This window comes from Mesorhizobium kamtschaticum (assembly GCF_056174585.1).
Genome location: NZ_CM149691.1, coordinates 6,643,178 through 6,655,987, shown reverse-complemented (window position 1 = coordinate 6,655,987; position 12,810 = coordinate 6,643,178). Strand labels below are relative to the sequence as shown.

Annotated in this window: 10 protein-coding genes; 4 read left to right on the top strand and 6 right to left on the bottom strand. The window is 62.7% G+C overall.

Annotated features, from left to right (window positions below; genetic code table 11):
• The first annotated feature begins 37 nt into the window (after window positions 1-37).
• Window positions 38-1,081: an alcohol dehydrogenase catalytic domain-containing protein gene (locus tag AC0V7N_RS32935; RefSeq protein WP_496627548.1), complete on the top strand. Its 1,044-nt coding sequence runs from the start codon at window positions 38-40 to the stop codon at window positions 1,079-1,081.
• 85 nt (window positions 1,082-1,166) lie between these two features.
• Here the strand turns inward: AC0V7N_RS32935 and AC0V7N_RS32930 are convergent, their stop codons facing one another.
• Window positions 1,167-3,185: a sigma 54-interacting transcriptional regulator gene (locus tag AC0V7N_RS32930; protein WP_496627547.1), complete on the bottom strand. Its 2,019-nt coding sequence runs from the start codon at window positions 3,183-3,185 to the stop codon at window positions 1,167-1,169.
• A 147-nt stretch (window positions 3,186-3,332) separates the two neighbouring features.
• The gene (locus AC0V7N_RS32925) at window positions 3,333-3,806 is read right to left on the bottom strand and encodes a hypothetical protein (RefSeq protein ID WP_475452387.1); all 474 of its coding nucleotides are present in this window, start codon (window positions 3,804-3,806) and stop codon (window positions 3,333-3,335) included.
• Window positions 3,807-4,221: 415 nt separating this feature from the next.
• Between AC0V7N_RS32925 and AC0V7N_RS32920 the strand changes: the two genes are divergently transcribed.
• Together AC0V7N_RS32920 and AC0V7N_RS32915 are read left to right on the top strand one after the other, a co-directional pair.
• Complete coding sequence (locus tag AC0V7N_RS32920) at window positions 4,222-5,322, top strand: OmpA family protein (RefSeq protein WP_475452386.1); 1,101 nt, start codon at window positions 4,222-4,224, stop codon at window positions 5,320-5,322.
• Window positions 5,323-5,329: 7 nt separating this feature from the next.
• Window positions 5,330-6,574, top strand: coding sequence for a caspase family protein (locus AC0V7N_RS32915; protein WP_475452385.1), 1,245 nt, complete (start codon window positions 5,330-5,332; stop codon window positions 6,572-6,574).
• A gap of 93 nt (window positions 6,575-6,667) precedes the next feature.
• Here the strand turns inward: AC0V7N_RS32915 and AC0V7N_RS32910 are convergent, their stop codons facing one another.
• Window positions 6,668-7,261, bottom strand: a complete 594-nt coding sequence (locus AC0V7N_RS32910) for a DUF6931 family protein (RefSeq protein ID WP_475460612.1) — start codon at window positions 7,259-7,261, stop codon at window positions 6,668-6,670.
• Window positions 7,262-7,452: 191 nt separating this feature from the next.
• On the opposite strand from AC0V7N_RS32910, the gene AC0V7N_RS32905 reads away from it, so the two are divergent.
• Window positions 7,453-7,989, top strand: a complete 537-nt coding sequence (locus AC0V7N_RS32905) for an OmpA family protein (RefSeq protein ID WP_475460610.1) — start codon at window positions 7,453-7,455, stop codon at window positions 7,987-7,989.
• 111 nt (window positions 7,990-8,100) lie between these two features.
• Here the strand turns inward: AC0V7N_RS32905 and AC0V7N_RS32900 are convergent, their stop codons facing one another.
• From AC0V7N_RS32900 to AC0V7N_RS32890, 3 genes are all read right to left on the bottom strand, one after another.
• On the bottom strand, window positions 8,101-9,720 hold the full coding sequence (locus AC0V7N_RS32900; RefSeq protein WP_475452384.1) for a caspase family protein: 1,620 nt from the start codon (window positions 9,718-9,720) through the stop codon (window positions 8,101-8,103).
• 166 nt (window positions 9,721-9,886) lie between these two features.
• Window positions 9,887-12,319, bottom strand: a complete 2,433-nt coding sequence (locus AC0V7N_RS32895) for a M23 family metallopeptidase (protein WP_475452383.1) — start codon at window positions 12,317-12,319, stop codon at window positions 9,887-9,889.
• On the bottom strand, window positions 12,316-12,726 hold the full coding sequence (locus tag AC0V7N_RS32890) for a DUF1036 domain-containing protein (RefSeq protein WP_475460608.1): 411 nt from the start codon (window positions 12,724-12,726) through the stop codon (window positions 12,316-12,318). The genes AC0V7N_RS32895 and AC0V7N_RS32890 overlap by 4 nt, the downstream gene beginning before the upstream one ends.
• Window positions 12,727-12,810 lie beyond the last annotated feature (84 nt).

The following is a 12,810-nucleotide window of genomic DNA, read 5'->3' as shown; positions in this document are numbered from 1 at the left end:
TCGACCCAGACAATCTCTACGTTGAAGGGATACGACAATGAAAGCTGCCAGACTCTACGAATACGATCCGAAGATGAACATCCAGCTCAGGATCGAGGAGGTCAAGGCGCCGACCATCACCGCGCCCGACGAGGTGATTGTGCGGGTCGGAGCCGCCGGTCTTTGCCGCACCGACCTGCACATCATCGAGGGCGTGTGGAAGCCGACCATGGACCCCGAGGGCACGCTGTTGCCTTACATTATGGGCCACGAAAATGCCGGTTGGGTCGAGGAGGTCGGCAGCGGCGTCCGATCGGTCAAGCGCGGCGACGCGGTGATCTGCCACCCCTTCCGCTCATGCGGCATCTGCCTCAACTGCCGCCATGGCGAGGACATGTATTGCGACAACGGCCAGTTCCCCGGCCTTGGCATGAATGGCGGCTTCGCCGAATATTTCATCACCAGCGAGCGCTCGCTGATCAAGCTCAACGCCAACATCACGCCGATCGAAGTGGCGCCGCTGGCCGACGCCGGCATCACCGCCTACCGCGCCGCCAAGCGTGCCGCAAAGCTGCTGCGGCCGGGGAGTTACTGCGTGCTGCTCGGCATTGGCGGGCTCGGCCACATCGCGCTGCAATCGCTGCACGCGATTTCGGGCTGCCGTATCATCGCCGTCGACCGCGAACCGGCGGCGCGGGTGCTGGCCAAGAATTCGGGCGCCGATTTCATCCTCGATGGTGGGCCAAACGTCGTCGAGGAGGTCAGCCAGATCACCGGCGGCGGCGCCCATGTGGTCATCGACTTCGTCGGTGAACTCGGCGTCGAGAACATCTGCTGGAAGATGGTGCGCAAGGGCGGGCAATTGTTCGTCGTCGGCTATGGCGGCAACATCAACGTGCCGACCGCGCATCTCGTCATCGAGGAGATCAACATCGGCGGCAGCCTGGTCGGCAATTTCACCGAACTTGTCGAGCTGATGGAGCTCAACGCCGACGGCAAGGTGAAGATGCACTACACCGAATACAACCTAGCCACCATCAACACCGCGCTCGACGATTTCAAGAACCGCCGGTTCACCGGCCGCGGTGTCATCGTTCCCTGAGGCATCCGGAGGCAGGCCACCGGCCTGACAGGCACAATTCCCCAACTCATGGCGCAAATGCCATGGGTTTCTTTTGTGCTGCGTTTCAGAGGAAACCGCGCCGGATGCCGTATTGGCCGAGCTTGCGGTACAGCGTCGGCCGTGAAATGCCGAGCCGTAGCGCAACCTTGCTGAGATTGCCGCTCTCCGCGGCAAGCGCGTTCTTGATCGCTTTGCGCTCCGCGTCCTCGAAGGTACATACGGGTGCTTCGAGCATGGTTGCCGGATGGTCGCTGTGCCCGGCCACGGTGCCGCGATCGCCGGCACTGATTTCCCCGGGAAGATCCTGCAGTTCGATCGTGCCGCCGCGCGCCAATATGTGCAGGCGCTCGACCAGGTTTTTCAGTTCGCGCACATTGCCCGGCCAGCAATAGGCCAGCAGCGCATCGAGTGCTTCGTTTGAAAACTCCAGCGGATCATTGCCGGCCAGCTTCGCGATCTGCCGGTTGAAATGCTCGATCAGCAGCAGCACGTCGTCGCCGCGATCGCGCAGCGCCGGGACATGGATCGAGACCGCGCCGATCCGGTAGTAGAGATCGCTGCGGAAGCGCCCGGCCGCGACCTCCTGCTTGAGGTCGCGATTGGTCGAGGCGACCAGCCGCACGTCCACCGGCCGCCCCCGTGAGTCACCGATGCGGTGGACCACGCGCTCCTCCAGGACACGCAACAGGAAAGGCTGGATTTCCAGTGGTAACTCGCCGATCTCGTCAAGGCTGAGCACGCCGCCATTGGCGAGTTCGAAGATGCCCGGCTTGCCGTCGCGCGAAGCGCCCGTAAAGGCGCCGGAGACGTGACCGAACAATTCGCTGCCGAACAACTCCTTGGTGATCGCACCGCAGTTCATGGCGATGAACGGGTCATTTTCGCTGCGCCGGCTGCCGGCATGGACAAGCCGTGCGAACAGCTCTTTTCCGACACCGGTTTCGCCTTCGATCAGCAGCGAGGTGACGCCGTTCGATCCGGCCACCCGGGAGGCGATATCGACGGCGGCCAGCAATTTTTCGCTTTCGCCGACAATCATCGCCGCGGCTGCCCGCAGGTGTTTGTTCTCCTCGCGCCGCATCACCGTCATGCTGGAGACGGCCGGCACCGAAGGGAACACCAGAGCCGCGCCGCGAAGGTCGCCGTCGAGCTTCAGCGGCGTGACGTGGCAGGATCGCAAATGCGGCGGCAGCGCGTTGGCTAGATCGGTGTCCGAGCCGGACGCCGGCAGGTTCATCAGCCAGCGGCCACGCCCTGGTTCCATCGGGCCGTCCATCATCTCCGTCGTGTCGCCATTGGGCACGTTGTTGCAGAAGATGGCGCGGCCGCGATGATCGACGATCACCAGTCCGTCCTTCCGGCGATAGCTGGGTGCTGAGGAAATGAAGGCTTCGAGCAGGCGCGTTCGCTGCTCCTGCTGCTGCTCGGCCAGCGCCTTTTCGATCTGCCTGGCGGTGGCCGCGACAAGCGCGGTGTTGTGCGGCCGGAAGATCGGCGAATAGCCCGACAGGTCGACGACGCCGATGATCTTGCCGTCCAGCGGATCGCGGATCGGCGCGCCGGCGCAGGTCCAGGATTTGATGCCGGCGCAGAAATGCTCGGCCGCATGGACGAAAGTCGGCTCACCGGTCCAAAGTGCTGTGCCGATGCCGTTGGTTCCGACGGCGCCCTCGTTCCATTTGCCGCCGATGGCGAGGTGGATGTCCATGCCGTCATGCAGCGTCTTCTTGTCGCCGATGGCGTCGATCAGGACGCCGTCGCTGTCGGCGAGCACCAGCATCGCGCCTGTCCCGTCCAGCAACTGGCCAAGCGAGGCGAACGACCGGCGCGCCGCCGAAAGCAGCTCGGCATTGGCGCGGGTCAGATATTCGATCTCGTCGCGATCACTGCTCAGCGGCGCTTCGATGCCTTGCGCGTTGATGCCGCCGGTGGCGCTGCGATACCAGGAATCCTGGATCAGCGAGCGAACGTGAACCGGAGCGTGGGCGCTTGTAGGCTCGTCGGAAAGAAAACTCTCCCAGGCGCGCATGGTGGCGCGCTCATCATAGTCGATCCTGTCCAGAACCAGTCGTCCGGTGGCCATCGACGCATGCGTCGCAAGAGCATCGGTTTTCATCGGATTGGGGCCGCTCGCGTGTCTCATTCAGTCATCACAGTACCTTTTGAGGTATGCCATTTCTGTATGCCGTCGCGGATTGGGCGTGCAGAGCCGCGCCCAACAGCTTGCCGGTCAGTCGATGCCGAGTTTCGCGCCGATGTCGGCCGCAAGCTGCTCCTCGGTATAGGTCGCGGTCAGTCGGGACCCGTCCAGCCCGGCGAGCGCCTCGGCGATGGTTTCGTCGACCGGCGACAAGAAGCCATTCTGCTTCGTTGCCAGCACGAAGACCTGGTCGCCATCGCGGTTGCGGACATCGCCGATATGATGAAGCTGGCGGCCCGTGTTCTGATCCTTCGAGATCACGCGGCCGTTCATGGTGACGCGGATGGACGGGCTTGCTTCGGTAGCGGTTGCAGCGCTGCCGCCGACATGGATGATCAGCCCTTCTGCCTTGGGTTGCTGGCGCGGCTGCCTGGAGGCGGAGTAGCCCCCACCGCTGATCTGGTCGGCAAGTCGAGTGATGGTGGAGCGGTTCTGCTCGATCAGTCGTTTGACCTGAGCATCCTCACGCCGCGGGCCGTCCCGCTTGGAGATGATCTCGACCATGAATCCTCCCAGATTCGTTGGTTTGGCAGTGCCGTGGACACGGCCATTCTTATTTGCAACGAATCCTACACTGCCATCGCCAGATCCGCCATTCACAATAGGTAGCGCCGAAATTCACATCGTTGGTAGCAGGTGGCTGCTACACGAGATGCCCTGCTGGCCCCTTCTGTTTCAAGAAAAGTTGAAGCTCGGAGCCAGACAGCCACGCCGGGGCGGTTCGACACTCATTGCGGATGGTTCGGCTCTGAGGTAGTTTGCACATTCGGATGAGGAAGGTGCCTGCTGCTGGGACGGATTTTCACTCTTGTTCCTGTTCTGTCTCGGCGGATTGTGAGTTCTTCAACAGACCTTGATACCGCAATCTGGGGAGCTTGTGGTGTCGTATCGAAACGGTTGTCCTGGGCAGGGGCGTTCCATGTACGAAGTCGTCGCATTCTGGTGGAACACAGCGTCGAAAGGCCCTGCAGCAAGAGCTCTTGGCCTGATCGTCGCGCTATCCGGCCTGTTGTTGCTCGGATCGCAAGCCGCGAGCGCCGCGCCGAACTGGACGCTCGATCCCGCCGCTTCGGTGATCACCTACCAGTCGGTCAAGAAGAACACGATCGTCGAGACCAACAAGATCAGGAACATCACCGGCACGCTGAGCGCGGCGGGTGATGCCAAGGTCACGTTCGACCTCAATTCGGTCGATACCGGCGTCGACCTGCGCAATGTTCGCATGCGCTTCCTGTTCTTCGAGACATTCAAATACCCGACCGCCGAGCTGACGGCGAAGGTGGATCCCGCCGCGTTCGCCGATCTGGCGACAAAGCGCAGGGTGAAGGCAACCTTGCCGTTCCGCCTCAATCTGCACGGCGTCGACAAGGATCTCGAGGCCAGCGTCGTCGTCACCATGATCAGCGACACCATGGTGTCGGTTGCTTCGGAGGCACCGGTCGCTGTCCATGTCGAGGATTTCGGCCTGTTGCCGAACGTCGACAAGCTGCAGCAGGCGGCCAATGTCACCAACATCGTGCCCACCGCCTCGGTGTCGTTCGATTTCGTCTTCACCGCCGACGGCAGCAAGCCGGCCGCCGCCCCGACCGCCGCGGCGAGTTCGGCCGAGGTTGGCCCAGTTGCCACCGATGCCGCCAAGGCGAACTTCAGCGACGAGGAATGCCTGAACAGGTTCGCCGTGCTCTCGCGCACCGGCGCCATCTACTTCCGGCCCGCCAGTGCGCGGCTCGATGCGAAAAGCCGTCCCTTGCTGACCGAGGTCGAAGGTGTCGTCGGCAAATGCCCGAGCCTCAAGGTCGAGGTCTCCGGTTACACCGATTCCGACGGCTCGCCGGAGGCGAACAAGCAACTGTCTGAACGGCGAGCCCAGGCGGTCGCCGATGCCATTGTTGCCGCGGGCATTCCGCGCACGCAGATAACGGCGACCGGGTATGGCGAGGAGCGGCCGGTTGCCGCCAACGATACGCCCAAGAACAAGGCGCTCAATCGGCGGATCGAGTTTTCCGCGACCAAGCTCTGAGGGTGCGGTGAGGTCCGGTCTGATCGCCCGCTGCGGCGGCCTCTTTCGCGCCGCCGGACTGGCGGTGCTCGCCCTGCTGTTGACTGTGACGGCCGCCAGCGCCGAGCGCCGCGTCGCCCTGGTCCTCGGCAACGCCCAGTATCAGCACGCAGCACCTCTCGCCAATCCGGTGCGCGACGCCCAGGCCATGGCCGATCGCCTGAAGAATCTCGACTTCGAGGTGGTTTCCGGATTCGACCAGACCAAATCGCAGACGCAGGCAACGATCGCCCAGTTTGCAAAACAGGTGCGCGGCGCCGATATCGCGCTGTTCTTCTACGCCGGCCACGGCTTGCAGGTTTCGGGCAAGAACTACCTGCTTCCGGTCGACGCCGCCCTGGAGGACGAAACTTCCCTCGACTTCGAGGCTGTGTCGGTTGATTTCGTTTTGCGCCAGATGTCGCGCGAGACCAGCATCAGGCTGGTGCTTCTCGACGCTTGCCGCGACAATCCTCTTGCCGAAGTGCTGGCCAAGACTGCGGGCGTCCATGGTGCGATGAGCGGCCTGGCCGAGATCCCGATCGAGAATGGTGGCGCCGGCACGCTCGTCGCTTTCGCCGCCAGTCCCAATCAACTCGCCTATGACGGGTCGGGCGAGCACTCGCCGTTCACCGCTGCACTGCTTCAGCACATCGGCGAAACCAACGTCTCCATCACAGAGGCGATGAACCGGGTGACCGGTGACGTCTTCAAGGCAACCGCCGGCAAGCAGCGCCCCTGGCTCAACGTTTCGCTGACCACGGAGGTCGTCCTGCACAAGGTCGATCTCAATGCGCCATTGATCGTGGGTGAGGCGAGCACACCTCAGACCGAGGGTGGCTCCGAAGCGCGCAACACCGGCGCGGCCGGTGCGTCAGGCCAAAGTGGCGATCAGCTCGCGCTCGATGTGCTGCGCCAGAAAATCCCCAAGCTGGCATCGGACGCCCCGATCCTTTTCAACCATCCGATCGACTTCGGCGATGCTGCAATCGACGGCAAGAGCATCGCCGAACTGATCAAGGGTAAGCCCCTGTTCAGCCCGGTGGAGGGGTTGGACAAGTCGGTCTGGGAAGGCAAGCACTGCGACGGCTGCCATGAATGGAACGAGGCCCGGCTGTGCGATCAGGCGAAAAATTTCGCCGCCAACGATGTCTCTGTCTTGCGTCTGCAACATCCGCTGGGAACACGCTTCAAGGTGGCGCTGGCCAAATGGGCGCAAGGCGGCTGCAAGTAGGCGGCTCTAACTCTTTGTTTTCACGCAATTCCCAAGGGAAAGCGCTACGCGCTTTTCCCGGGAAAACCGCTTCACACTTTTCCTGAAATTGCTCTAATAGGCATCCGCCGATTGGTGCTGCGCCTCGATCTCGGCCATCTGGATGCCCATTTCGACAAATGCCGAAAGAACGGCAAACCGGTCCGCGAGCGCGACACGGGCCAGTCCGGCCAATATCCCGGCATTGACTGCGTGGGCAGCAGGAAATGGTTGCGCAGGAAATGGTTGCAAGGCCGGTGCCATCGTCGCGGCCATGGCCGAACCATTGTCCCGCCATCCCGCAGCGAGCGCAATCCAACCGACCGGCGTTGTCGGTGCTGTCACTGCCGCTGCGCTGACGGCTGCCTGATGGCGGGGATTGTCCGGCTCACCCACCCAGTCACCAACATGCGCAAGCAATTCCCGATCGGTTCCATCGAACAGCTCGGTCAGATGGCTCAGGCATTCATGCGCCCACCAGACAGCGGCCCGCTCGGCAAGCAGGTAGGCACAGAAGGTTATCGCTTCTTCGGGAACGCGCCCGGCCAGCAGTTCGCGGCAAAACGCGATCGAGTTTTGTTCGGTTGGAAGGGTTCGCATGTCCCGGGCAATGGCGGGACAAGCCGTGAAAAGATCTCGCGCCGTCTTGAATCGGAGCCCATTGGCCATGACCGCCACGCTTTCATCGAGAAGCCTTGGCCACTCAAGCCTCAGGCGCGGCGCGGGTCAAGTCTCAACCGGCACCGCTGCAACACCCCTCGGCACAATCATGCCCACGAGCGTTTATCGACAGACAATTGCCATGAAATTTGGTATCGTCACGATCGTCGAAATCGGATGCTCAAACAGGAGTAACCGCTATGCAGTGGGGCAGGTCAGCCTTTGTGTTGGCGGTCGTGTTTTTCTCGACCCACGCTTCCGCCGATCCCGTTCAGAAATCAGAAGACATCGTGAAGTTTTTTACCGGCGCGGCCGATCTCGGCAAGTCGCGAGGAATTTGCGTCGGCACCGAGGAAGAGTGCAAGAGCAAGACCAAGGCAAAAGACGCGCCGGGAGAAAAATCCAGCCTCGATATGCTGATCAATTTCAGCCTGAATTCGGCCACACTCGACACCACCGCGCGCGCTGAACTCGACGAGTTCGCCAAGGCGCTGAAGGACAGCCGGCTGAGCACGTTCAGCTTCGTCGTCGAAGGCTACACCGACGCCACCGGCACGGTGCATTACAACGAAGGCCTGTCGCAACGGCGAGCGAAATCGGTGGCAGCCTTCCTGACGGCCAGTGGGGTCGATCCCGCCCGCATCAACGCGATCGGCATGGGCGAAAAGAATCCGCGCAGCCCCAACCCGTACGATCCGCTTAACCGCCGCGTGGAAATGCGAATAAAGACGCAGTAGCGTGCTAGAGCAATTCCAGGAAAGCGCGTAGCGCTTTCCCTTAGGAATTGCGTCAAAACAAAGAGTTAGAGCAATTCACTGTTTCCGTGAAACGGTGAGTTGCTCTAAGCGTCACTGCTTGAGCACGCTACCCACGGCCACACCGGCACCGAAGATCAGTGCCCTTGTCAGGAAGTCGTTGTTGCGCCGGCGCGGCGGAGGATCATCCAGCCGCACCATGGTCTCGCGGTTGCGCCACTTCGAAACGACCTGCTGCTGCTTGCGGGGTTTCTGCGCCGAGGGCCTCATCGTGCGGGCCTTCTGCACCACCTGCTTTTTCGGCTGCGCCACAGGGGCTTGATCGGCGGCGTATCTGGCACGCACGGCTTCCATCTGCGGATCTGACTGGATCACGAGGAACGCCAGTTGCTCGCGCGTCAGATAGGTGGTTTGCGGCAGTCCGTTATCGGCTTGCCAGATGCCGATCGCCTCGCGGGTCTGGGAGCCCAGGGTTCCGTCGATGCGCCCAATCTCGTTGCCTAACGCTTCGAGCCGCAACTGCAGGTCAATGCGGCCCTGGCGGTCGAGGCCGATCGCACTTTCCGTCAATTCGGTGCCCGGCGTCTGCTTCATCTCGTCCGGAACGCTGGCCGAGGTGCGAACGGCAGAGCCGGAACCGGCGTTAGCCTGGTTCGTATCGAGTGCCGCGACCTGCCGGTTTTGAGCGTTCGGGCCGTTCAATTCGTCGATGTTCAGCCGCGCCACGGTGGCGAAGCGACCGTTCGGAAACTGGTCGAGATAGGCCTGGTAGAACGGACCGGAATTGTGCTTCGAAGCCTCATCCCAAAGACGTTGCTCGACTTCCCAGGAAGGAGAGTCACTGGCGACAGGGGCAGGGGCGGATGTCGCGGATGCGTCGGCTACGGGATTTGCGGCCGGCGCTGCTGCTGCGACGGGTTTTCCAAGAAAGACCTCGCGTCCCAGTGATGCGTTATGCCACGGCCGCTGGCGGCCTTGCGTGGTTTCGGTCACTTCGCCGCGCACGCGCGTCAGCGCGCTCTGGATTTCGACGCCGGGTTCGGTCAGATGCCTGGCGAGCGCCGTGGAGTAAGGACTGTCGGTTCCGTCGCCGTCGAAAGCGATGGCGCCAGGATCCGTTGCATAGGCAATCAGCAGGCCGCCGGTACCGACGCCGTCCGATCTCGCTTCGACGGGCGCCAGGCCAGTGCCCAGCGAGGTGGAGCGGCTTTTCGGCAGCGAGGCCGCCAGCGTTCTCGCCAGCGGATTGTCGCGGCAGGCATCGAGGATGATGACGCCAATCGCCGGGTCGGGCGGCAGCGCGGCCATGAAGTCATCGATCTGAATGGTGCGGGTCTTGAGATAGGCCGGCGACGTCAGATCGGCGTCGACCGGTATCAGGTAGTTCTTGCCGTCGACCTGCATGCCGTGACCGGCATAGAAAATGACCGCGAGGTCGGCGTCGTAGGCTTGCTCGGTGAACCGGCTGATGAGGCTGTGCATGCCGGCATTGTCCTGATCGACCCCTTCGATCACCTCGAAGCCGGCATTGCGCAGCGTCGATGCGATGAGGCGGGCATCGTTGGCGGGGTTGGGCAAGGTAACCGCATGGACATAGTTGCTGTTGCCGATCACCAGCGCGACGCGCTTGGCGTCAGGCGTGGCGGCCCCGGCGCCGAAAGCGGCAAGGAAAGCCAGGATAATCCCGCTCAGAAAGACTGTGATCGTTTTCATGGACCAGCCCTCTACCCACCAGGGTGCTGAATTTCGTCGGCGACTGGGTCGCCTGTGCCAAAAGTGGCTCCTGGACGTGTGTGATCCTGACCGCGGCTTTGGTTCACAAAGGCCTGAAAAATAGTGACACCAATAGCCAGAGCGACTGATGCTGTGGGAGGCGGGTTCAAAGCGTATTCTGAATCGAGCTGATGAGGGCGGTGACAGCCTGTTTGTATTTTTCGAACTCCGGCGATGTCTGGCGGATCTCCGTGGTCGGCGGCGGCGGGGTGGCGTCGGTGGCCACACGGCTGAGCTTCTGGCCCATCTTCCTTTCGGCCCAGTCCACCACATAGCTGGCTGTCTTGCCGGTGAGGAACGGGTTGGCCTGGATGACGGCAGCCCCCAGCACGGCACTCAGTTGCGCCGAGCCTGGCGCCGACAGCACCTGATGCGCGCCTTCCATGCCCAGGAAATGACAGAGATAGAGCCGGCCGGCTGTGATCTGGTGACCGCGCGCCCGCAGATAGGCCTCGCCTTCGCGCGCCAGATTGCGCACCATCTCACGCGAGATGGTGGCATCGTAGCGCAGGGCGAGCAGGTCGGCGGTCGACAGCGTGCGTGCAAGTTCCGGCCGGTAGGTGTTCATCATCCGGATCCAGGTCTTGGTTATGAACTGGCCGGCGCCGGTCGCCGAGGAATTCGGGTTCTTGGCGCGGGCGCTGCCGCCGCTTTCGACATGAACGATACGCTCGGTGAGCGTTTCGACAGCGACATCGCCGGAATTGCCGGAATTGCCAGAATTGCCAGAATTGCCGGCATCATAGGTGGCGACCCTGGGGGCCGTCCCCAGCGGATCGATCGCCTCGCCGTTCTGGTAGAGCTCGAAATGCAAATGCGGGCCGGTCGAAAGCCCGGTGGTGCCGATATAGCCGATGACGTCGCCGGCCCTCACCTTGGTGCCGACGCCGCTGGCAATGGCGAATTTTTGCATATGCGCGTAGCGCGTCTCACGCCCGTTCGCATGCGAAATCTTCACCAGATTGCCATAGCTGCCGCCATCACCCTGGAAGCTGATCTCGCCGTCGAAGGCGGCCATGATCGGCGTGCCGACAGGGGCTGCCCAGTCGACACCCTTGTGGATACGAACGACGCCGAGGATCGGATGCTTGCGCGGACCGAAGGTCGACGTCATGACCCCGTTCACCGGCGTGACCATGCCGTTGGCGACAGTCAGCGAGCGGACCTGGTCATCACCCGTGACGCAGGCAAACTGGCCGTCGCTCTGCTGGAAGACGAAACAGTCGATGGTCTTCTCACCCCCCTGGACGCCGACATAAAGCACCCGCCCGGACGTCTCTTCCTTGCCGCGCGGCGTCTGCGAGTAGATCAGCACCAGGCGCTGGTCCTCGCTGGCGAAAGCGTCGAGGTCCTGTCCTCGCGACAGGTACATGATCGCCTCGCCGATGACGCCGGTTGGAACCTTGTTGCGCGCAGCCGTCGAATAGATCGCGTCGAGCAGGCGGTATTGCCGCTTAGGCCCGCCTTGATCGGCACCGGAATAGTTGAACAGGTCCTCGCGCACCCAGGGATCGACACCCGACACGAAGGCGCCCGCGGCGTTGCGCGTCAGCGTGCCGACAAAGACATTCTTGGCGTAGATCGAGACCTGCATGAGCGACATCGTCGTCGTCTCGCGGTTCGGCCGGAATCCGCGCATGGCAACGACATAACCCGGTTCCAGGCCGTCCCGGTTGAAGAGCGCCTTCAGGGCTTCGCCGGCCAGCTTGGCATCGTCGGCGGAGAAATGTGCATCGAGCGCAACGCTGTCCAGGCTGCGGTCGTTGAGGATCTTCACGAACGTGTCTTCAGTCGCCTCGAAGCGCTGGTACTCGCTGGTCACGGTTGCGACGGTCGTATTGTTCTCGATCTGGGTCTTCTTGAAGGTGGGCAGCGCTGCCTCGCCCTGATCGATGGTTTCTCCCCAGCCGGCCTCCGGGTCGTCGGCATCCGGCTTTGGCGCCGAACCGGCCGCAGCTTCGCTCGCATCGGATGCGGCCAGGTCATTATCCAGGTCGCCCTGCTGGTCGTCCGGCGCCATCGCCGGGGCAGGCGGAGCGGCCTGCTCGGTGGGTGCGGCAGCCGGAGATGTCGGGGCGGTCCGCCGCTGTGCCTGGAAGAACGCGAAGTCCTCCTGCGTCGACGGGATCGTCGTCATGAACTTTTCGCTGGCACTCAGCATCACGTCGGAGAGGATCTCGATCTGCGGCGAGGCGCCGGAACTGTCGAGCTCGGCCGGGCGCGCTACCGCATGGCCCTTGCTTGCTGTGTCGGCATCGGGCGCAAGCGTGATCCACATCGGATCTCCGGCCAGATCGATGATGGCAGGCACATAGACCGACGCATCGGCCGGCACATCGTCCGCACCTTCGACCGCGTGCAACTCCTCGTCTTCGTCGCCGAACGACCAATAGTCCGCGGTGAGGTAGAAACCGGCGGCGATGGAAAGCAGGGCAATTACGGCGAACCCAGCAATGAGCCGGCGCCAAAGCGTGCGCCGGCGCAGTGCGGCGCGCGCCTGCTTTTTCTCTCTGAAGCTGGTGTCGATACTGTGGGTCACGGATTGCTTCCGGTCAGGAAGAAGGTCCACCGCACCTGTTCAAGCGTATCGACTTCGAGAAATTGCGCCGCGATGTGGCCGCGCTGCCAGCACTCGTCGATGCCGCGGATCGAAAAACGCCGCCGCTCGATGCACATCTCGGTCGACCCGGTCAGGATCGCATGGCCGAACACATCCGTCGCGTAGATGTAGATGTAGCGGTTCGTCAGTTCCTCGCGGATGACGTTCACGCATTGATTTGCGCCGATGGTCCACCAGCCGTCTGTCTGGTCCGCATTGTCGACCTTCTGGCCGACCGCGAGATTGACGACGTCGAGCGTCTGGTTGCAGACCGTGAATTCGGCGCGCGCTTCGCCGGACGTCAGAACGGCCAGCAGTGCCGCTCCTGCCACGACCGCAAGCTTCATGCGGCCCGTCAGGGCAAGCACGGCTCGAGCCGAATCATGCTGCTCTACGGGCAGGTCGGCAGACGAATGAGGCAAACACGCGCG

Coding starts and splice junctions, on each gene's coding strand:
- AC0V7N_RS32935 (WP_496627548.1), top strand. CDS start 38: ATGAAAGCTGCCAGACTCTACGAATACGATCCGAAGATGAACATCCAG.
- AC0V7N_RS32930 (WP_496627547.1), bottom strand. CDS start 3,185: ATGGCCACCGGACGACTGGTTCTGGACAGGATCGACTATGATGAGCGC.
- AC0V7N_RS32925 (WP_475452387.1), bottom strand. CDS start 3,806: ATGGTCGAGATCATCTCCAAGCGGGACGGCCCGCGGCGTGAGGATGCT.
- AC0V7N_RS32920 (WP_475452386.1), top strand. CDS start 4,222: ATGTACGAAGTCGTCGCATTCTGGTGGAACACAGCGTCGAAAGGCCCT.
- AC0V7N_RS32910 (WP_475460612.1), bottom strand. CDS start 7,261: ATGGCCAATGGGCTCCGATTCAAGACGGCGCGAGATCTTTTCACGGCT.
- AC0V7N_RS32905 (WP_475460610.1), top strand. CDS start 7,453: ATGCAGTGGGGCAGGTCAGCCTTTGTGTTGGCGGTCGTGTTTTTCTCG.
- AC0V7N_RS32900 (WP_475452384.1), bottom strand. CDS start 9,720: ATGAAAACGATCACAGTCTTTCTGAGCGGGATTATCCTGGCTTTCCTT.
- AC0V7N_RS32890 (WP_475460608.1), bottom strand. CDS start 12,726: ATGAAGCTTGCGGTCGTGGCAGGAGCGGCACTGCTGGCCGTTCTGACG.